The following is an 18,780-nucleotide window of genomic DNA, read 5'->3' as shown; positions in this document are numbered from 1 at the left end:
CGGGCGCTCGTTGCATCCCTTACATGTTGTGGTCGCGCGGATCTCTGCGGACGTCGCCGACGTAGAGAATGACGGTCTCCTTGCCGAGATTCTTCCACCAGTGCGAGGTGCCGAACACCTCGGGCCGGATATCGCCGGCCTTGTGCACGATCGGCTCGGCGCAGTTGCTGGCGTATTCGACGATCTCGCCTTGCTGCACGAAGATCAGCGCCGGGCGGTCGTCGTGACTGTGCCAGGGGACGATTCCGCCGGGCTCGATCGTCAGCTTGCGGAAGCGCAACTCGCGGCCCGCGATGTGCGCCGGTTGCTTCTCGAGGTCGATCGCGCCGAGCGTGACGTCGGTTACGCCGACCGGCTTGTAGTCGACCTTCTCGCGCACACTGGGCTTCAGCTTGTCCGCGGGGCATTCCCCGGCAATCGCGGCCGATGCTGCCGCGATCGACCCGGCGATGATCGCGGCGAGCGTCAGGCCGTTGCGGAGCATGTGTGACGGCGTGGATTTCATCATGATGGTCTCCTTGTTGCGCCTCGGCCCTTGGTAGCGGCCGGCGATGGCAGGAGTGTCTCAGGGATCGCGCGCGAGATGAAATACCGGTTGGCTCTCGACTCCATAGCACCGCGCTATGCGCGGCCGAGCATGTTGCGGATATCTGACGTGAAGGTCGGATAGGCGCAGACTTGCCCCCTGATTTGGCGAGCCGTGACGCCAAAGCGGATCGCAGGGCCGAAGAGATTCACCAGTTCCTGATCCGCATCATCGATGAAATGCGCGCCGAAAATGCAACGTCAGGCCGCGCCGACGGCGCAGCCTGACAGCCTTACCTATGCGGACTGCGCTGCGTTACCTCGTCGTGATGGTCGAGACGATCGATTGGACCACCGAGGTCGCCATCCTGAACTGCGCGTCGCGATCCCTGATGTTGTGACGCCTGGCGATCCATTGAAAATCGGTCCAGATCGCCCAGACATCGCCGTTGTCGTCCTGCGTCAGCAACAGGCGCACCGGCCAGTCGAGCCCGGCATTGGGGTTCGAGGTGATGAACTGGGTGCCGAGCGGCGGATTGCCGAACACCAGCAACGTCGAGGGCCGCAGCGCGATGTCGGCATCGGCAGCGAGTTTCGACTGATCGATTTCCGAGAAGAATCGGATGCCCTTGCCGGCGACATCCACCTTGATTCGTGCAACCGCCTCGGCCATCGGCACGGCGCTCTTGATGCGCACGATACCGTCATCGCCGTCGGCGCGGGCGAGCGGCGCGGTTGATATCAGCAGCAGCGCGAGCAGCAGGCTGCCGAAAGCAGTTGTGAAGCGCTTGGCGATCTGTGTCATGGCGAAACTCCTGTCGGGCCTGTGCGTGCTCATGGCATCGCTGGCGCGCAGGATGCGCGTTCCGGCTCTCGATCTGAAATACCAATCGGCTTTCGCATCGATAGCCGCCGGCTATTGGCCCCATGATGCACGCCGGCTATCGAACCGATTGGCGATCGGCATTTCTAGCCGTTGCGGAATCCGCTTCTGATGGAAAAGGTGAACGGCGCCCCTTGCGGGCGGCACGCAGCCGAAAATAAGATTGCCACCACCGCCTCGGTAGGAGCCTGGAATGACGCAACTGTCGCCCGCCGACGCCGATCGCCTGAGACAGGCGTTCCTGAGTTGCCGCGAAATGGACGGCACGCTCGACGAGCGCCTGTCGGCCTATGCCGCGACAAGCCGTGATGTGTTTCCGGCCTACAGCGAAGCGGTCGATCGCCTCGTGACACGCCTCAAGAAGAACGGAGGCGGCGAGAATGCGCCAATGCCTGGAGACCTCATGCCTCCGTTCCTGCTGCCGGACGAGACCGGTTCGCTGGTCAGCTTGCAGGCACTCATCGCCGGCGGGCCGGTGGTCGTGATGTTCTATCGTGGGCATTGGTGCCCATACTGCCGCTTGAACGTCAGCGCGGTCGTCAAGGCGCAGGGGCTGCTGGAGACGCTCGGCGGGCGGATCGTTGCGATCATGCCGGAAACCCAGAAATACGCCGCGCAATTCAAACTCGAATCGGCCGCGCCGTTTCCGGTGCTGACCGATCTCGACAATGGCTACGCGTTGTCGCTCAACCTTGCGATCTGGCTCGGCGCAGAGATCCAGCAGCTGCTGTCCTATCTGGACATATCGGGCTTCCACGGCAATGAGGCCTGGATACTGCCGATCCCCGCGGTCTTCGTCGTCGGACGCGACGGGCGGGTGAAGGCCCGCTTCGTCGATCCGGATTTCCGCAAGCGAATGGAAATCGACGACCTGATCGCCGCGGTGAAAACTGCGGGCGAAAAGCCTGTCTAGAGCGTTTTCGAGCGAAGTCGATACCGGTTCGCGTGAAGAAAACGCGTCAAAACAAGAATCTAGAGACCCGTTCCGATTCCATCGGAACGGGAAAGGCTCTAACCGTCAGACATTCCGGTTCAGGAATTGCTGCCAGTCGGTGCCGCGCAGCATTCGCATCACGGCGGAAGCGACCGCGGTGCGTTGGCGTCCGGCGACGCCGTAGAGATGCACCGTCCTTCGCGAGTCCAGGCCGTGGACGGCCAGGCGCTTCAGTGTTTCGGGGATCATCGACGTCTGCGGGATGACGGCGATACCGATATCCGCCTCAAGCAATTGGATCAGGTCACGCTCGGAGGAGATTTCGTGGCGGCGGTCGATGGCGACGCCGTGCTCGCGCAGGGATCTGCCGACATGCTCGCAATGTTCGCAGTAGCTTCGTGACAGCATCTGCTCATTCCGAAGGTCGTCGAAGGCGACGCGGTCGCGGGCAGCCAAAGGATGTCGCTTGCTCGTGACAAGGTCGAAATCCTCGGTGAACAATGGCCAGATGTCGAGTCGGTCCCAATCGGCGCCGAGCTCGGCGGCAATGCCAAGCTCGGCCTCGCCGCTCTTCAGATATTTTGCGACCTCGGCGCTATTGCCGCGAAGGAAGTGGAATTCCAACCGGTTGAACTGCCGCTTGATCTGGTCGAGATGCGGCGTCAACAGCGAAAGGTCGATCGCGTGGCTGAGCGCGATCCGCAGTGCGCCGATCTCTCCGCTCTTGAAGGAAGAGGCCAGCACCCGCGCACCGGAAGCCGCGTCGTAGCATTGCTGCAGCAGGGGCAACATGTGTTGACCGAGTTCGGTCAGTTGCGCGGCCGGGCGCTCGCGCCGGAACAGGTCGCCGCCGAGCTCGGCCTCCAACTGCTTGATCGCGCGTGTCAGGGACGGCTGCGTCACGTTGCATTCGTCGGCGGCGCGCGTGAAGTTCAACAGCCGCGTGACTGCGAGGAAATACCTGACCTGATGCATCTCCATGACGGTGCTGCCCTGTCTGCCTGTGCGCAAAGCTAGCCCGAAAGCCTCGTCCGGGACAGCAGAACCGCGATAGCGGCCGTGCATGGCTTCGGAAGCCAAACGGCATTTCCGCCTGCTGCGCGCGGCGGGCAGATTGCGGGGAGGCGAACTTCAAGGACGGTCGGCTCGCGACGCTCTGCGAGCAGGGCAGGCACAGGGAGTATGACATGACCCATGCTCAAGACGGCTTTTCATCGCGCAGGTTGACCTCCGCGGAGCTGCCCCATCCGGGGCAGGTCGTGCTTGTGCTGCAGGGTGGTGGCGCGCTCGGCGCCTACCAGGCCGGCGTGTACCAGGCGCTGCACGAGGCCGGCATCGAGCCGGACTGGATCATCGGCACTTCGATCGGCGCGATCAACGCTGGTCTGATCGCCGGCAATTCGCCGCAGAACCGGCTGTCCCGGCTGCGCGAGTTCTGGAAGAAGGTCGAGCAGAACCCGGTGTGGAGCTTTCGCGACATCTTTCCCGGCTTCAATGAGAAGCTGTCCTACTGGTCGACCGTGACGCACGGAATTCCCGGGTTCTTCCGGCCGAATCCGCTCGCGCATGCCGGCAACGACTATCCGCTCGGTGCGGATAATGCCGGCTATTACGCGACGGCGCCGCTGGAGCGAACGCTGACTGACCTCGTGGATTTCGAGCTCGTCAATCAATGCTCGCCCCGACTAACGGTCGGCGCCGCACACGTCCGCAGCAGCGAGATGCGCTATTTCGACAGCCGCAACTGCAAGCTCGATGTGCGCCATCTCATGGCGTCGGGCGCGCTACCGCCTGCCTTTCCCGCCATCCGCATCGACGGTGAGCTCTATTGGGACGGCGGAATATTATCGAATACGCCGACCGAGGCCGTGTTCGACGACAATCCGCGCAAGAATTCCCTGATTTTTGCGGTGCATCTGTGGAATCCGGCCGGCGCCGAGCCGACGACGATGGCGGAGGTTCTGAACCGTCACAAGGACGTGCAGTATTCCAGCCGAATTGCCAGTCACATCGCGCGCCAGCAGCAGGCGCATCGGCTTCGCCATGTCATCAACCAGCTCGCGGCGCGGCTGCCGGAAGCGGAGCGGACCAGCGAGGCGGTGCGCGAGCTCATGAGCTACGGCTGTCCGACCCGGATGCATATCGTGCGATTGCTGGCTCCCCAGCTCGATCATGAAACTCACACCAAGGATATCGACTTCAGCCCGGTCGGGATTATGAAGCGCTGGGAAGCCGGTTACGTCCACACCCGAGCTGTGCTGCAGCGCAAGCCCTGGATCGGCGAGTTCGATCCGCTATCGGGCGTGATCCTGCACGAGCAGCAGTCGAACGTATTGCTGGCAGAAGCTGCGGAATGAATCTCACGCCGCCATCGATGGCATGACCAGCTTCCTGTAGAGCGCGCCGTAGCAGGCGGCGGAGAGGTCCCAGCTGTACGACTTGGCCATGGCGCTGGTGCGCATCGCGTTGAGGCGGTCCTTGGCGTGATAGGCGTCGAAGGCACGCCGGATGCCGCCGAGGAGCGATTCCGCCGACGGCTGCGGAAACAAAAAGCCTGTCTCCCCGTCGGTGATGGTCTCGGCGAGGCCGCCGGTCTGGTGGCCGATCGGCAGCGAGCCGAAGCGCTGAGCGTACATCTGGCTCAGCCCGCAGGGCTCGAAGCGCGACGGCATCAGAGTGAAGTCGCTGCCGGCAAAGATCCGGCGCGCCTGCGCATCGTTGAAGCCGATGATGACGCCGATCGCATCCGGCCGCCGCCGGTGCGCGGCCACCAGCGCATCCTCGAATGCGGGCTCGCCGCTGCCGGTGACCACGATCTGTCCGCCGTCCCGGACGATCTCATCGGCCGCCGACAGCACGAGGTCGACGCCCTTCTGGTGCACGAGGCGGGCGACCAGGCCGAAGATCGGCCCGCGCGAGACCGCAAGCCCGAACTGCCGGCGGACGTAATCGGCATTGGCCTGCTTGCCCTTCCAGTCGCCGGGGGCGAATGGCTTTGCCAGCTGCGCGCAGGTGCGCGGGTCCCAGCTCTCGTCGATGCCGTTCAGGATCCCGGTGAGCTCGTTGGCGTCGGAGCGGATCCGCAGCAGGCCCTCCAGTCCGCAGCCGAGCTCGGCGGTCGTGATCTCCCTGGCGTAGGTCGCGCTCACCGTGGTCAGGTGCGAGGCGTAGACCAGGCCGCCCTTGAGGAAGGAAACCTTGTCGTAGAATTCCAGCCCGTCGATGTGGAATGAGCTTTCCGGTGCGCCGATCCGCCGCAGCGCCTCCTTCGGAAACAGGCCCTGATAGGCGAGGTTGTGGATGGTCAGGATCGAGGGAATCCGCAGACCCCGCCACGCGAGGTAAGCCGGTGTGAGCGCCGCCTGCCAGTCATTGGCGTGCACGAGGTCGGCTGCCCAGTTCTTGTCCAGCATGCCGGCTGCAAGTTCGGCAGCGGCCGAGGCGAAGCGGCCGAAGCGGATGTCGTTGTCCGGCCAGTCGCGGCCGCACGCGTCGCCATAGGGATTGCCTGGCCGGTCGTAGAGGGCCGGGCACAGCAGCACATAGACCGGCAGCCCGTCTTTGGTCGATGCGCGCCCCAGCGTGCAGGCCGGCATCTCGGCGCGTGCGGCGCATTGCCCGACGATTTCAATGGAAGTGAACTGTTCGACCACGTCCCGGTAGCCGGGAAGCATGATCCTGACATCGCTCCACGGACGCAGCGCCCGCGGCAGTGCCGCGGAAACGGCGGCGAGCCCGCCGACGCGGACGAAATCGTCGATCTCCGTCGTGACGAACAAGACCTTCAACAAGCGCGCCCTCGTTCCAGCCCCATCAAGGGCTATGCAAGATCGGGTCCAGTTTGCTGTTGAGTAAAATGCAAGACGGCCCGCTGGCCCGGTCTGGACGAGACGCTTTCCTGTCCGCACGGCTCACTTTAGTGTCACGCGCAATCAAAGAAGACCGCGCGATGGAGGGTGCCTTGGCAACGACAATAGCCGGCAACGATGAGGGGAATTTGACACGGAGCTTCTCCGGCCTTCGCGTGCTGGATTTTTCGACCACGATCGCCGGCCCTCATTGCACCCGCATGCTCGCCGACATGGGCGCGGAGGTGATCAAGATCGAGCCCGCCGAGGGCGAGACGATGCGGACCCGGCCGCCGCTGCGCAACAACTGCTCGACCGCGTTCGGCCAGCTCAATGTCGGCAAGCAGAGCCTGGTGCTCGACCTGAAGTCGCCGGCCGGCGGCGAGGCGATCCGCCGCCTGATCGCGACCGCCGACGTGCTGGTGGAGAATTTCCGTCCCGGCGTGATGCGGCGGCTGCAGCTCGACTACGCCTCGGTCAGCGGCATCAATCCGAAGGTGATCTACTGCTCGATCTCGGGCTACGGCCAGAGCGGCCCGTCGGCGGAGCTGCCGGCCTATGCGCCGGTGATCCATGCCGCCTCCGGTTACGAGATGGCGCATCTCGCCTATCAGCGCGGCCGCACCCGGCCGGATCATTGCGGCATCTACCACGCCGACGTCTTGACCGGCACCTATGCCTTCGGCGCGGTCTCGGCGGCGCTCTATCAGCGCAGCGTCACCGGCAAGGGCCAGCACATCGACGTTTCGATGCTGGAATCGATGCTGAGCCTGACCTTGAACGAGGTGCAGTGGTCGCAATTCGAGGTGAGGCCGAGCCAGCGCCCGACCTTCGGGCCGATCCAGACTTCCGACGGTTACGTGATGGTGGCGATCGCCAGCGAGAAGACCTTTCAAAACCTGATGCAGGTGATCGGCCGTCCGGAATGGGTGTCCGATCCGCGCTTTGCCAAATATTCCGATCGCCGGGAGAACTGGACCAGCCTGATGGACGGCGTGGAGGCGTGGTCGCGCACGGTGAGCACGCGCGCCTGTCTGGACGCGCTTAACGAATTCGGTGTGCCGTCCTCGGCCTATCGCACCGTGAGCGAGGCGTTGGCCGATCCACAACTCGCCCATCGCGGCGCGCTGGCCGAGGTCGAGGATGGCGGCGGCGCCTTCAAGGTGCTCAACCTGCCGTTCCGCATGTCGGGTGCGGCGGTCGCCGCAGGCAAACGCATGTCGACGCTCGGCGAGCACACACGCGCCTATCTGCAGGAGGTCGGCCTCTCCGAGGACGAGATCGCAGCTTTGGCGGCGCAACCGCAAAAATCGGTGCGTGGCTAACCCGCGGCTTTTCATCCGCGTTATGGCCTTGCCGCGCGCGGCGATTCCGGACAATGTTATGCTCCATCACAACGATCCGGAACACCGGACGTGGCGCATCTCGGGAGGGAGCACGGATGAAGCCGGTCGGTCGCGCGCACGCGTTTGCGCGTTTATTTCTTGTCGCGGGATTTGCTGCTGCGGTCGCAGCACCCGCCAGCGCGCAGAAGTCGGGCGGCTCGCTGACCGTCGGCCAGGAACTGGATATTCCGGGGTTCGATCCGCTCAAGGTCGGCGTCTACGACACCTCGGCCAACACGGCTGCAGCCGCGATCTTCGACACGCTCGCCACCCTCAACGACAAGGGCGAGCCGGTGCCCAAGCTCGCGGTATCGTGGTCGCATTCCGACGACTACAAGACCTGGACCTTCAAGCTCAGGCCGGGCGTCAAATTCCACGACGGCACGCCGTTCAATGCACAGGCGGTGAAGGAAAACTTCGACCGCCAGAAGGATCCCGCCAACAAGTGCCGCTGCGCCTTCTACATCTCGAACATCATCAGCGTGCAGACCACCGACGATCTCACCGTCGTCTACAATTTTAGTGACCCGGCGGTGAATTTTCCGGCGACGCAGTCCATTCAAAGTTCCAACAACGTGATGCAATCGCCGACCGCCTGGAAGACCAAGGGCGACGACTACAACCGCAATCCGGTCGGCACCGGTCCCTACATCCTGAAATCCTGGACCGCCGGCGACCGCATGGTGCTGGAGAAGAACCCGGACTATTGGGACAAGGGCAAGCCCTATCTCGACCGCATCATCCTGAAGCCACTGCCGGACGCGCAGTCGCGCTTCGCCTCGCTGCAATCGGGCGAGGCCGACATCGTCTGGGACGACGAGGCCGACGCCGACAATATCCTGAAGGCGCAGAAGGACTCCAAGCTCACCGTGCACACCTACAAGGGCTCGGGCGCGGCGGTGTATGCCGTCAACACCAAGAACCCGCCGTTCGACGACATCCGGGTGCGGCAGGCGGTGGTGATGGCGCTCGACCGGCCGAAGATGTCGCAGGCGGTCAGCAGCGGCCTGAGCCGGCCGGCGTCGAACCCGTATGGCGACGGCTCCTGGGTCAAGTGCAAGGACGACGGCGCGCTGCCGTTCGACCTCGAGAAGGCCAAGGCGCTGGTCAAGGATTACGGCAAGCCGGTCGAGTTCAAGATGCTGGTCACGGCGACGCCGCGCGGCCGCACCGTCGGCCAGGTGCTGCAGCAGCTCTGGAAGCGCGCCGGCATCAACATGGAGATCGAGCAGGTCGACCAGGCCACCATCGTGCCGCGCGCGTTCATGCGCCAGTTCCAGATGACGCCGTGGCGCATCGTCGATCTCGCCGATCCCGATCCGCAGATGTACGCCAACTTCCACACCGGCAGCCCGGTCGCGCTTGCCAATTATTCCGATCCGGAACTCGACCGGCTGCTCGAGCACGCGCGCTCCACCGCCGATGTCGGCCAGCGCACCGAAGATTATTGTGCGATCAGCCGCCTGATCAACAAGCAGGCGATCTGGTTCTGGACCTTCCAGAACACCTACTACGCGATCTCGAGCGCGAAGGTGAAGGGCCTGCCGAAAATGTTCAATGGGGTGCTCGACGTCTCGACTGCCTGGAAGGAATAGCGCTGCATGCTGTTCTTCGTTGCGCGGAGGCTCCTGTATCTGGTGCCGGTGCTGATCGCCGTCTCCGTGCTGACCTTCGTGATCGCCTCGCTGCTGCCGGGCGATCTCGCTTACGTGATCCTCGGCGACCAGGCGACGCCGGAGAACGTCGCGGCGCTGCGCCATGACATGGGGCTCGACCTGCCGATCTGGCAGCGCTATTTCGGCTGGCTCTGGCACATCCTGCAGGGCGATTTCGGCCGCTCGTTCCGCACCGGGCAGACCGTGCTGCAGGCGGTCGGCGAGCGCGTGCCTGTTTCCTTCGAACTGATGGTCCTGGCCGAATTGATCGGGCTTGCGATCGGCGTGCCGCTGGCGATCGCCTGCGCGGCGAAGGCCGGCAGCGCCTTCGACCGCTTCATGACCGGCTCGGCGTTCGGCATGCTCTCGGTGCCGAGCTTCCTGTCCGCGATCCTCTTGATCTATTTGTTCGCGGTCGGGCTCGGCTGGCTGCCGGCGACCGGCTACGTGCCGTTCAGCGAGGATCCGCTCGCCAATCTGCGCTTCATGGTGCTGCCGGCGCTGACCCTGGCGCTGGCGGAGTGGCCCGGCATCATGCGCGTGCTGCGCTCGGACATGATCGCGGCGCTGCAGGAGGACTACATCGCACTCGCCAAGGCGAAGGGCCTAAAGCCGTCGCGCATCCTGTTCGTGCATGCGCTGAAACCGTCGTCGCTGACGCTGGTCACCATCACCGGCATCAATATCGGCCGGCTGATCGGCGGCGCGGTGATCGTGGAGACGATCTTCGCGCTGCCGGGGATCGGCCGTCTCCTGGTCAGCGCGATCTATACCCGCGACCTCATCATCCTGCAGGGCGTGGTGCTGCTGGTCGCGGCCGGCTTCGTGATCATGAACTTCATCGTCGACATGCTCTACGCCGTGCTCGATCCGAGGATCCGCCATGGCCACGCTTGAACTCAGCCTCGACGAGACCAGCACGGAGCCGGTGCGGCGCGGCCGCTGGCTCGGCACGCTGTTCTGGCTGGCGATCGGCTGGATGACCCTGGTGTTCGCGGTCGCGATCCTGGCCGACGTGCTGCCGCTGCCGAGCCCGACCGACATGGACATGCTGGAGCGGCGCGCGCCATTCTCGGCCGAGCACTGGCTCGGCACTGACGGCCTCGGCCGCGACGAACTGTCCCGGCTGATCTACGGCGCGCGGATCTCGCTGATTGTCGGGCTCTGCGCGCCGGTGATCGGGCTCGTCTTCGGCGGCGCGCTCGGCATGCTTGCCGGCTATTTCCGCGGCCGCTTCGAGTCGTTCGTGGTCGGCAGCATGGACGTGCTGCTGGCGTTCCCGCCGCTGATCCTGGCGCTGGCGGTGACCGCCTATCTCGGCCAGTCGATCTTCAACCTGACCTGCATCCTCGGCGTGCTCGGCATCCCCGCCTTCATGCGGGTGGCGCGCGCCGCGACGCTGTCGCTGGCGCGGCGCGAATTTGTCATCGCGGCGCAGGCGCTCGGCGCCACCCACAGCCGCATCCTGCTGCGCGAGCTGTTGCCGAACGTGCTGCTGCCGCTGCTCGCCTTCTTCCTGCTGGCGGTCGCCGTCACCATCGTGGTCGAGGGCGCGCTGTCGTTCCTCGGCCTCGGCGTGCCGCCGCCGATCTCGAGTTGGGGCAGCATGATCGGGGAGGGGCGGGAAAGCCTCGACGTCGCGCCGCGGCTCGCCTTCATTCCGGCGATCGCGATGTTCCTGACCGTGCTCTCGTTCAACCTGATCGGCGACACCGCGCGGGCGCTGACCGACCCGAAGCAGGGCGCGCTATGAACGGCGCGCTGCTCTCGGTCGAGAATGCGGTGGTCGATTTGCCGACGCCGCGCGGCAATCTGCGGGCGGTCGACCAGGTCGATCTCGTGGTCGGCGCCGGCAAGACGCTCGGCATCGTCGGCGAGTCCGGCTGCGGCAAGACCATGCTATCGCGGGCGATCCTGCAGCTGCTGCCGAAGAAGGCAAAGCTGTCGGGACGGGTGATGTTCGACGGCCAGGATCTGCCGAACCTCTCGGCAGAGAAGTTGCGCAAGCTGCGCGGCCGCTCGCTCGCGGTCGTGTTCCAGGATCCGATGACCTCGCTCAATCCGGTGCTGACCATCGGCACCCAGCTGATCGAGACCATTCAGGAGCATCTCGAGCTCGACCTGGCGCAGGCCAGGCAGCGGAGCATCGAGCTGCTGGCGGCGGTCGGCATTCCCGCGCCCGAGCAGCGGCTGGCGCAATATCCGCACCAGCTCTCCGGCGGCATGCGCCAGCGGGTGGCGATCGCGGTGGCGCTGTCCTGCGAGCCGAAGCTTTTGATCGCGGACGAGCCGACCACGGCGCTCGACGTCACGATCCAGGCCCAGATCCTCGATCTGTTGGCGCGCGAGCAGCAGCGCCGCCACATGGCGATGATCATCATCACCCACGATCTCGGCGTCGTCGCCGGCCGCACCGACGAGGTCGCGGTGATGTATGCCGGGCGTATCGTCGAGCGCGCGCCGACGCCTTCGCTGTTCAAACAGATGCGGATGCCCTACACCGAGGCGCTGCTGGCCGCCTTGCCGAAGCTCGACGCCGCGCCGCATACGCCGCTGCCGGCGATTTCGGGACGTCCGCCGGATCCGACCCGGCCGCTGAAGGGCTGCTCGTTCTCCCCGCGCTGCCGCTATGCCGTCGAGCGCTGCAACAGGGAGAAACCGTCGCTCAGCCCCGCCGAGACGTCGCAGCATCTCTTCGCCTGCTTCCACCCGATCGCCGCGGGAGCACGCCCATGATGCTGCAGGCCGCATCCGATCCGCTGCTGAAGGTGGAAAACCTCGTCGTCGAATATGCGGTCGGCGGCAAGGTCATTCATGCGGTGTCCGACGTCAGCCTCGAGATCGCGCGCGGCGAGACGCTGGGCCTGGTCGGTGAATCCGGCTGCGGCAAGTCGACTCTCGGCCGCGCCGTGCTGCAATTGCGCCAGGCGGTCTCCGGCAAGGTGCTGTTCGACGGCCACGATCTCACCGTCATGCACGGCGACAGCTTGCGCCGGATGCGCCAGCGCGTGCAGCTGATCTTCCAGGACCCGATCGCCTCGCTCAATCCGCGGCGGCGGATCGGCGACATCGTCGCCGAGCCGCTGGTGATCTCGGGCGTCAGGGATCCCGAGGAGCGCCGGCGCCGCGTCAGCGACGTGCTGGCGGCGGTCGGCCTCGATCCGGCGCTGGTGAGCGGGCGACTGCCGCACGAGTTCTCCGGCGGGCAGTGCCAGCGCATCTGCATTGCGCGCGCGCTGGTGCTCAATCCGGAGTTCATCATCTGCGACGAGCCGGTCTCCGCGCTCGACGTCTCGATCCGCGCCCAGATCCTCAACCTCTTGGAAGAGATGAAGACGCGTTACGGCCTGACGCTGCTGTTCATCGCCCACGATCTCGCGGTGGTGAAGGCGGTCAGCGACCGCGTCGCGGTGATGTATCTCGGCCGGCTCTGCGAGGTCGGGCCGTCCGAGCAGCTGTTCGCGCGCCCGGCGCATCCCTATACCGCGCTGCTGATCGAGGCGATCCCGGTGCCCGATCCGGATGTCCGCCCGACCCAGAGCATTCCGGTCGGCGAACCGCCGTCGCCGATCGCGCCGCCCTCGGGCTGCCGCTTCCGTACCCGCTGCCCGCGGGCCGATGCGCGCTGCGCCAGCGAGGTTCCGGAACTGCGCATCGTCGCGCCCGGCCAGTTCGCGGCTTGCCATCATCCGCTGGTCTGAATAAGGGGTGACCAATACTGCGTTTGTCCTCAAGGGACGGGCGTGGCAAGGTCCGCCGCAAGAACAAAGCTACCGGGAGAACAGCGATGAAGAGCTTTCAGGTCGTCGATTTCAATGCGCCGCTGAAGGAAGTCGATCAGCCGACGCCGCAACCGTCGGGCACCCAGGTGCTGATCAAGGTCAAGGCGGCCGGCGTTTGTCACTCCGACCTGCATATCTGGGAGGGCGGCTATGATCTCGGCCATGGCCGCAAGCCGCTGTCGCTGAAGGATCGCGGCGTCTCGCTGCCGCGCACGATGGGTCACGAGACGGTCGGCGAGGTCGTCGCGTTCGGGCCGGACGTCAAGGACGCCGACAAGGGCGACCTCAAGGTCGGCGACGTCGCGCTGGCCTATCCCTGGCTCGGCTGCGGCAAGTGCCCGACCTGCCTCGGCGGCGACGAGAACATGTGCGCGATCAAGCCGAATGCGCTCGGCGTCTATTGTGACGGCGGCTATGCCGATCACATGACGGTGCCGCATCCGAAATATCTGCTCAACCTGAAGGGGCTCGATCCCGTCACCGCCGCGCCCTACGCCTGCTCGGGCGTCACCACCTACAGCGCGCTGAAGAAGGTCGAGAAGGATCTGGACACCCCGATCGTAATCTTCGGCGCCGGCGGCCTCGGCCTGATGGCGCTGTCGCTGTTGAAGGCGATGGGCGGCAAGGGCGCCATCGTGGTCGACATCGATGCCAGGAAGCGCGAGGCGGCGGAAGCTGCCGGTGCGCTCGCGACCGTCGACGGCAAGGCGCCCGATGCGCTGGAACAGCTGATGAAGAAGGCCGGCCAGCCGATCCGCGCCGCGATCGACCTGGTCGGCAACGCCCAGACCTCGCAGCTCGGCTTCGATTGCCTGACCAAGGGCGGCAAGCTCGTGATCGTCGGCCTGTTCGGCGGCGGCGCGACCTGGGCGCTGCCGCTGATCCCGATCAAGGCGGTGACCATTCAGGGCAGCTATGTCGGCAATTTGCGCGAGACGCAGGAACTGCTCGACCTCGTCCGCACCAAGAAGATCCCGGCGATCCCGGTGACGCCGATGCCGCTCGCCAAGGCCAACGAGGCGCTGACCAATCTGCAAAAGGGCCAGCTGGTCGGCCGTGCCGTGCTGACGCCGTAGTTCACATCGTCATTCCGGGGCGCGAAGCGAACCCGGAATCTCGAGATTCCGGGTTCGATGCTTCGCATCGCCCCGGAATGACAGTCTAGTTCGTCTTCCGAAGGAGCCTCCCATGTCCGCCAACAACGCATTCCACATCGCCGTGCTCGGTGGCGACGGCATCGGACCGGAGGTGATGGCGCCGGCGCTCGAAGTGCTGCGCAAGATCGAGGCCTCGACCGGCCTCAGCTTCCGCTTTACCGAGGCGCCGGCCGGCGCCAACAACTACAAGGAGACCGGCAAGTCGATGCCCGACTCCACGGTACGGCTGTGCGAGGAAGCGGACGCGATCCTGCTCGGGGCCTGCGGCCTGCCGTCGGTGCGCTACCCCGATAACACCGAGATCATGCCGCAGGTCGAGCTGCGCTTTCATTTCGATCTCTATGCCGGCGTGCGTCCGGCGCGGCTAATCCCCGGCGTGCCGAGCCCGATCGTCGGCGCCGATCAGAAGGGTATCGACCTCGTCGTGATCAGGGAATCCACCGAAGGCCTGTTCGCCTCGATGGGCAAGGGCGTCGTCACCGAGAGCGAGGCGCGCGAGACCCTGGTGATCACGCGCAAGACCTCGGAGCGGCTGTTCGAATTCTCCTTCCGCCTCGCCGAGCGGCGCAAGGCGCGCGGCCGCGTTGGCGGCGGGCTGACCTGCGTCGACAAGGCGAATGTGTTCAAGGCATTTGCGTTCTTCCGCGACATGTTCGACGATGCCGCCAAACGCCATCCCGACGTCAAGACCGACCGCCTCTATGTCGACGCCTGCTCGGCGCTGCTGGTGAAGCGGCCCTGGGATTTCGACGTCATGGTGATGGAGAACATGTTCGGCGACATCCTGTCAGACCTCACCGCCGGCCTTATCGGCGGCATGGGCATGGCGCCGTCGGCCGATATCGGCGATCGTCACGCCGTGTTCCAGCCGTGTCACGGCACCGCGCCCGACATTATGGGGCAGGGCAAGGCCAACCCGACCGCGATGATCCTCTCGGCGGCGATGATGCTGGACTGGCTTGCCGACAAGCACGGCATCGAGAGCGCGACTGAGGCCGCTGAACGGATCGAGCGTGCGGTCGACAAGGCCTATGCCGGCGGCATCCGGCCGATGGAGTTCGGCGGCAGCAACGGCACCGCCGACGTCGCCAAGGCGGTGCTGGCGGCACTTTAGCCTGACAAGGACGAGGGGGCCGAAGCCCCCTCGCTGAAAGTTAGCGTCGGTGTCCGCCATGGTGCCCGCCGTGATGTCCACCGCCGTGGTGTCCGCCGTGATGGCGATGCCCGTGGTGATGGTGGCGATGGTGGAAATGCGGGCGATGATGCCAGCCATGATGGCGCGGCCCGTAGCCGTAACCGCCCGGCTGCCAATAGCAGCGGCCCCAGCGGTCGCAGACCTGGCGCACCTGGCCGACATTGGACGCTTCGCCTGCGATGTGGCTGGCCTGCGGCAGCCCGTTCGGCATCGCGGACGCGGCGCCGGACATCAGGGCTGCGCTTCCGAGCGCGGCCAGTCCAATCACAGCAAGCTTGATGTTCATTGAGTTCTCCTTGGTTGAAGCTTGAAAACGTCCATGCGGTCGCCGGGTTGCTGCGACAAAAAGACGAGGCTTGCAGATGATCCTGCAGACTGGTCCAGCGCACTTGGTTTGCGGACGCTGCTTCAACGCGGCAAATGCGGAGTTCTGAGGTCGCCGCACATTCGGGCGACGATTGGCCGCGCGACAGAATGGCAAGGTGTCGCGCCGGCTTGCGCGCGGTGCGCGATCAGCGCGCGGTCCACACGCGCGGCATCTGCATCGGCAAAGAAAAAAGCGCCACCATCGCCGATGGCAGCGCTTTGATATGGTCCCGGCCCGACCGGCGGATGTGTCACAGCAACCGGCCTCGCGGCCGATCCGTTCGGGCTAGTCGGTCGCGTCCGCGGCGGCGCGACCTGAACGGCGATACCGCTCAGTCTTCGTTGGCGGCGATCGATTCCATCAAGGACACCAGCTGACGTTGCACGGTCTGGTCCTTGATCTTGCTGTAGGCGCGCAGCAACCGCAGGCTGAAAGCGCTGTCGAGGAACAGCAGGCTTTCGACCTCGCGCGCCTTGTTGTCGCCGTCGTAGAAGAAGGTCACCGGCACATCGAGTGCGGATGCGATCTGCTGAAGACGGGCGGCGCCGACGCGGTTGACGCCCTTCTCATACTTCTGCACCTGCTGGAAGCTGACGCCGAGCTTGTCGCCCAGCTCGGCCTGCGAAATCTTCTGCTCGACACGGCGCAGGCGAATTCGCTTGCCCAACTCAATGTCCGGTTTGCCGGCACTGCGCTGTTTCATCTTCTTTGCTGCTGATCTGTTCATTCTTGTGACCCGTCCTTCAATCGGGAATCCCTGGCCCGGCTGGGTCAGGGACACGTCCATGATGTACCGCGTTAAGCTCGTGTGGATCGTCAGTTCGTCGAACTAGCAAGATCCAAGAAGATCGCGGGATGGTATCCAAACGCACATGCGCATTGGAAGCACCCTTTTTACCGACACGCCCGACTACCTGGAGTCGATCGTGCCAAGGTGTCTCTCGACACCCCGCCCTCTACATTTGGCAAAATATTGACCGAACCACAACTAGCGCGAGTTTGATCGTCACAGATTTTGCCCGCATGCTTACCGGCGGCACTAGGCACTTTGCCCGTATTTGTACGGGCGATGATCATTTTAGGAGCGTCTCGGCGGAGATGCAACCCCTGCTAGCTGCACCTTGAGGTCGCGCGGGTCCGGGGCATGTGGCGGGGCCGGGGCGGCGGTATCGGATAAAAGTTTGAGATAAGTCCAAGTCAGGCTTTCGGAATGTTGCTGGACAATTACACAAAAGATAGGGATCATCCGGAGCAGCCATGCGCCCGCCACAAATGGGCGACCTTTGGCGGGAGAGGCCAATGAAGCGAAAGAGGGGTACGCCTCGATTACAGCTCGCGGCTTCGGGAGTGGAAGATATGCCCGTCGCAAATACGGAAGAACGGTTGCGGTCGCTGCTGGCGACTCTGGAAGAGTGCGAGGCCGTTCTGCTTGACCGGGCCAACGCTGAGACGGCGCGGTTGTTGTCCCTTGCCATCCTCGAGCTTCGGATGGAATTGCACAAGGTGACGGATTCCGAGTTGAAAGCATTGTGTGACATGATGGCGTCCGACGAGCCACGACCGGCGGTCAGGCGATTTCCGCCCTACCTCAAGCTCGTCAAATAGGTCGTTGATCGTCGCCAGGCGTTCCGCATCGCGGAGCGCGCGCTATGTGCACGTTGCCGGGCGCATCATCCGGCCGTGACATCCACTGCATCGGTGCCGTCGAGCACGCGTCGCGCCTGCTCGCGATCGAGATCGCCCTCCCATGCCGCGACCACGACGGTGGCGACGCAGTTGCCGATCAAATTGCCGACCGCGCGCGCCATGCCGATGAACCAGTCGACCGACAGCACCAGCACGAGGCCGATCGCTGGGATGCTCGGCACTGCATTCAGCGTTGCCGCCAGGATCACGATCGCCGAGCCCGGTACGCCATGGGCGCCCTTCGAGGTGATCAGGGAGACGCCGAGCACCAGCAGCAGATCGCCGAACGACAGCGGCGTGTTGGTGGCCTGCGCGATGAACACGACCGCCAGCGTCAGATAGATCGAGAAGGCGTCGAGGTTGAAGGAATAGCCGGTCGGAATTACCAGGCCCACCACCGAGTCCTTGACGCCGAAGCGTTCCAGCTTGCGCATCACCTGCGGCAGCACCGCGTCGGATGACGCGGTCGCGACCACGATCATCAGCTCCTCGCGCAGGTAGCCGAGAAACTTGAGGATGTTGACGCCGGCCAGCGCCATCACGGTGCCGAGCACGCCGAGCACGAAGATTGCGACCGAGATGTAGAACAGCGCGACCAGCGACAGCAGTTGCTTCAGCGAGCCGACGCCGTATTTGCCGACCGTGTAGGCGACCGCGCCGAGCACGCCGATCGGCGCGATGCGCACGATCAGGCCCATGGCGCGGAACAGCACGGTCGAAACCGCGTCGATGAACGAGGTGACCTTCTCGCCCTTCTCGCCGCCGACCAGCGCCAGGCTGACGCCGAAGATGATGGCGAAGAACAGCACCTGCAGCACGTCGTTGCGCGACAGCGCGTCGAACGAGGTGGTCGGGATGATGTTGAGCAGGAAGCTGCCGATGCCTTCGCCTTTCAGCTTCTGCGCGTTGCTGGCATAGTTGCCGAGCGCCTTGGGATCCAGCGTCGAGGCGTCGATGTTCATGCCGTGGCCGGGCCCGAACAGGTAGGCGAGCACGAGGCCGACCACCAGCGCGACTGTCGTCATCGCCTCGAAATAGAGCAGCGCCTTGACGCCGACCCGCCCGACCTTCTTGAGGTCGCCGGCGCCGGCGATGCCGTGCACCACGACGCAGAACACGATCGGCGCCACGATCATCGAGATCAGCTTCAGGAAGGCGTCGCTGAAGATCTTCAGCCCGACCGCGAAATCCGGTGCTGCCATGCCGATGACGATGCCGAGCAGGAGCGCAACCAGCACCTGAACGAACAGCGACGTGTAAAGCGGCTTGCGGATCGCGATGGCTTCCGCTGCGATAGTCGACATGACTGCCCCCTCATTTTCTGCCAGTCCGAGCCCTGCAACGAGCCCGGCATCACCTTAAG

Annotated in this window: 19 protein-coding genes; 12 read left to right on the top strand and 7 right to left on the bottom strand. The window is 64.8% G+C overall.

Annotated features, from left to right (window positions below; translation table 11 throughout):
* Positions 1-19: 19 nt before the first annotated feature.
* Together CI41S_RS40820 and CI41S_RS40815 are read right to left on the bottom strand one after the other, a co-directional pair.
* The gene (locus CI41S_RS40820; RefSeq protein WP_244626846.1) at positions 20-508 is read right to left on the bottom strand and encodes a cupin domain-containing protein; all 489 of its coding nucleotides are present in this window, start codon (positions 506-508) and stop codon (positions 20-22) included.
* A gap of 333 nt (positions 509-841) precedes the next feature.
* A complete protein-coding gene (locus CI41S_RS40815; protein WP_139864595.1) occupies positions 842-1,330 on the bottom strand; it encodes a DUF302 domain-containing protein in 489 nt (162 codons plus the stop codon).
* On the opposite strand from CI41S_RS40815, the gene CI41S_RS40810 reads away from it, so the two are divergent.
* Positions 1,329-1,520: a hypothetical protein gene (locus tag CI41S_RS40810; RefSeq protein WP_139864594.1), complete on the top strand. Its 192-nt coding sequence runs from the start codon at positions 1,329-1,331 to the stop codon at positions 1,518-1,520. The two genes, CI41S_RS40815 and CI41S_RS40810, sit on opposite strands and share 2 nt — an antisense overlap.
* A gap of 81 nt (positions 1,521-1,601) precedes the next feature.
* On the top strand, positions 1,602-2,321 hold the full coding sequence (locus CI41S_RS40805) for a peroxiredoxin-like family protein (protein WP_139864593.1): 720 nt from the start codon (positions 1,602-1,604) through the stop codon (positions 2,319-2,321).
* A 105-nt stretch (positions 2,322-2,426) separates the two neighbouring features.
* Here the strand turns inward: CI41S_RS40805 and CI41S_RS40800 are convergent, their stop codons facing one another.
* Positions 2,427-3,323, bottom strand: a complete 897-nt coding sequence (locus CI41S_RS40800) for a LysR family transcriptional regulator (RefSeq protein WP_139864592.1) — start codon at positions 3,321-3,323, stop codon at positions 2,427-2,429.
* A 206-nt stretch (positions 3,324-3,529) separates the two neighbouring features.
* Here CI41S_RS40800 and CI41S_RS40795 point away from each other — a divergent pair, with 206 nt between their 5' ends.
* Positions 3,530-4,699, top strand: a complete 1,170-nt coding sequence (locus CI41S_RS40795; protein WP_139864591.1) for a patatin-like phospholipase family protein — start codon at positions 3,530-3,532, stop codon at positions 4,697-4,699.
* A gap of 3 nt (positions 4,700-4,702) precedes the next feature.
* Here the strand turns inward: CI41S_RS40795 and glgA are convergent, their stop codons facing one another.
* On the bottom strand, positions 4,703-6,130 hold the full coding sequence (gene glgA, locus CI41S_RS40790) for a glycogen synthase GlgA (protein WP_139864749.1): 1,428 nt from the start codon (positions 6,128-6,130) through the stop codon (positions 4,703-4,705).
* Positions 6,131-6,291: 161 nt separating this feature from the next.
* On the opposite strand from glgA, the gene CI41S_RS40785 reads away from it, so the two are divergent.
* From CI41S_RS40785 to CI41S_RS40750, 8 genes are all read left to right on the top strand, one after another.
* Positions 6,292-7,515 (top strand): CaiB/BaiF CoA transferase family protein, encoded by a 1,224-nt coding sequence (locus CI41S_RS40785; RefSeq protein ID WP_139864590.1) that lies wholly within the window; start codon positions 6,292-6,294, stop codon positions 7,513-7,515.
* Positions 7,516-7,631: 116 nt separating this feature from the next.
* On the top strand, positions 7,632-9,170 hold the full coding sequence (locus CI41S_RS40780; RefSeq protein WP_139481581.1) for an ABC transporter substrate-binding protein: 1,539 nt from the start codon (positions 7,632-7,634) through the stop codon (positions 9,168-9,170).
* 6 nt (positions 9,171-9,176) lie between these two features.
* The gene (locus tag CI41S_RS40775) at positions 9,177-10,127 is read left to right on the top strand and encodes an ABC transporter permease (RefSeq protein ID WP_139864589.1); all 951 of its coding nucleotides are present in this window, start codon (positions 9,177-9,179) and stop codon (positions 10,125-10,127) included.
* Complete coding sequence (locus tag CI41S_RS40770; RefSeq protein ID WP_139864588.1) at positions 10,114-10,983, top strand: ABC transporter permease; 870 nt, start codon at positions 10,114-10,116, stop codon at positions 10,981-10,983. The genes CI41S_RS40775 and CI41S_RS40770 overlap by 14 nt, the downstream gene beginning before the upstream one ends.
* Positions 10,980-11,966, top strand: a complete 987-nt coding sequence (locus tag CI41S_RS40765; protein ID WP_139481578.1) for an ABC transporter ATP-binding protein — start codon at positions 10,980-10,982, stop codon at positions 11,964-11,966. Before CI41S_RS40770 ends, CI41S_RS40765 begins: the two co-directional genes overlap by 4 nt.
* Entirely contained in the window at positions 11,963-12,931 is a 969-nt protein-coding gene (locus CI41S_RS40760; RefSeq protein ID WP_139864587.1) for an ABC transporter ATP-binding protein, read from the top strand. The genes CI41S_RS40765 and CI41S_RS40760 overlap by 4 nt, the downstream gene beginning before the upstream one ends.
* An 86-nt stretch (positions 12,932-13,017) precedes the next feature.
* Positions 13,018-14,088: an alcohol dehydrogenase gene (locus CI41S_RS40755; protein ID WP_139481576.1), complete on the top strand. Its 1,071-nt coding sequence runs from the start codon at positions 13,018-13,020 to the stop codon at positions 14,086-14,088.
* A gap of 112 nt (positions 14,089-14,200) precedes the next feature.
* The gene (locus CI41S_RS40750) at positions 14,201-15,283 is read left to right on the top strand and encodes an isocitrate/isopropylmalate dehydrogenase family protein (protein ID WP_139864586.1); all 1,083 of its coding nucleotides are present in this window, start codon (positions 14,201-14,203) and stop codon (positions 15,281-15,283) included.
* A gap of 40 nt (positions 15,284-15,323) precedes the next feature.
* Here CI41S_RS40750 and CI41S_RS43970 read toward each other — a convergent pair whose 3' ends face one another.
* Together CI41S_RS43970 and CI41S_RS40740 are read right to left on the bottom strand one after the other, a co-directional pair.
* Complete coding sequence (locus CI41S_RS43970) at positions 15,324-15,650, bottom strand: hypothetical protein (protein ID WP_172626771.1); 327 nt, start codon at positions 15,648-15,650, stop codon at positions 15,324-15,326.
* 412 nt (positions 15,651-16,062) lie between these two features.
* Positions 16,063-16,458 carry a helix-turn-helix domain-containing protein gene (locus CI41S_RS40740; protein ID WP_094194089.1) on the bottom strand — a complete coding sequence of 132 codons (396 nt, stop codon included), beginning with the start codon at positions 16,456-16,458 and terminating at the stop codon, positions 16,063-16,065.
* Positions 16,459-17,030: 572 nt separating this feature from the next.
* On the opposite strand from CI41S_RS40740, the gene CI41S_RS40735 reads away from it, so the two are divergent.
* Positions 17,031-17,336, top strand: a complete 306-nt coding sequence (locus CI41S_RS40735) for a hypothetical protein (RefSeq protein WP_139481573.1) — start codon at positions 17,031-17,033, stop codon at positions 17,334-17,336.
* A 65-nt stretch (positions 17,337-17,401) separates the two neighbouring features.
* Here the strand turns inward: CI41S_RS40735 and CI41S_RS40730 are convergent, their stop codons facing one another.
* A complete protein-coding gene (locus tag CI41S_RS40730) occupies positions 17,402-18,721 on the bottom strand; it encodes a dicarboxylate/amino acid:cation symporter (RefSeq protein WP_139481572.1) in 1,320 nt (439 codons plus the stop codon).
* Positions 18,722-18,780: the final 59 nt, after the last annotated feature.

This window comes from Bradyrhizobium ivorense, assembly GCF_900696085.1.
GTDB classification, from domain to species: Bacteria; Pseudomonadota; Alphaproteobacteria; order Rhizobiales; family Xanthobacteraceae; genus Bradyrhizobium; species Bradyrhizobium ivorense.
This window is presented reverse-complemented; position numbering and strand designations above follow the sequence as displayed.

Bases quoted from the DNA above. Each gene is read 5' to 3' on its own strand.
- CI41S_RS40820 (WP_244626846.1), bottom strand. From the start codon at position 508: ATGATGAAATCCACGCCGTCACACATGCTCCGCAACGGCCTGACGCTC.
- CI41S_RS40810 (WP_139864594.1), top strand. From the start codon at position 1,329: ATGGCGAAACTCCTGTCGGGCCTGTGCGTGCTCATGGCATCGCTGGCG.
- CI41S_RS40815 (WP_139864595.1), bottom strand. From the start codon at position 1,330: ATGACACAGATCGCCAAGCGCTTCACAACTGCTTTCGGCAGCCTGCTG.
- CI41S_RS40805 (WP_139864593.1), top strand. From the start codon at position 1,602: ATGACGCAACTGTCGCCCGCCGACGCCGATCGCCTGAGACAGGCGTTC.
- CI41S_RS40800 (WP_139864592.1), bottom strand. From the start codon at position 3,323: ATGGAGATGCATCAGGTCAGGTATTTCCTCGCAGTCACGCGGCTGTTG.
- CI41S_RS40795 (WP_139864591.1), top strand. From the start codon at position 3,530: ATGACCCATGCTCAAGACGGCTTTTCATCGCGCAGGTTGACCTCCGCG.
- CI41S_RS40785 (WP_139864590.1), top strand. From the start codon at position 6,292: ATGGAGGGTGCCTTGGCAACGACAATAGCCGGCAACGATGAGGGGAAT.
- CI41S_RS40780 (WP_139481581.1), top strand. From the start codon at position 7,632: ATGAAGCCGGTCGGTCGCGCGCACGCGTTTGCGCGTTTATTTCTTGTC.
- CI41S_RS40775 (WP_139864589.1), top strand. From the start codon at position 9,177: ATGCTGTTCTTCGTTGCGCGGAGGCTCCTGTATCTGGTGCCGGTGCTG.
- CI41S_RS40770 (WP_139864588.1), top strand. From the start codon at position 10,114: ATGGCCACGCTTGAACTCAGCCTCGACGAGACCAGCACGGAGCCGGTG.
- CI41S_RS40765 (WP_139481578.1), top strand. From the start codon at position 10,980: ATGAACGGCGCGCTGCTCTCGGTCGAGAATGCGGTGGTCGATTTGCCG.
- CI41S_RS40760 (WP_139864587.1), top strand. From the start codon at position 11,963: ATGATGCTGCAGGCCGCATCCGATCCGCTGCTGAAGGTGGAAAACCTC.
- CI41S_RS40755 (WP_139481576.1), top strand. From the start codon at position 13,018: ATGAAGAGCTTTCAGGTCGTCGATTTCAATGCGCCGCTGAAGGAAGTC.
- CI41S_RS40750 (WP_139864586.1), top strand. From the start codon at position 14,201: ATGTCCGCCAACAACGCATTCCACATCGCCGTGCTCGGTGGCGACGGC.
- CI41S_RS43970 (WP_172626771.1), bottom strand. From the start codon at position 15,650: ATGAACATCAAGCTTGCTGTGATTGGACTGGCCGCGCTCGGAAGCGCA.
- CI41S_RS40740 (WP_094194089.1), bottom strand. From the start codon at position 16,458: ATGAACAGATCAGCAGCAAAGAAGATGAAACAGCGCAGTGCCGGCAAA.
- CI41S_RS40735 (WP_139481573.1), top strand. From the start codon at position 17,031: ATGAAGCGAAAGAGGGGTACGCCTCGATTACAGCTCGCGGCTTCGGGA.
- CI41S_RS40730 (WP_139481572.1), bottom strand. From the start codon at position 18,721: ATGTCGACTATCGCAGCGGAAGCCATCGCGATCCGCAAGCCGCTTTAC.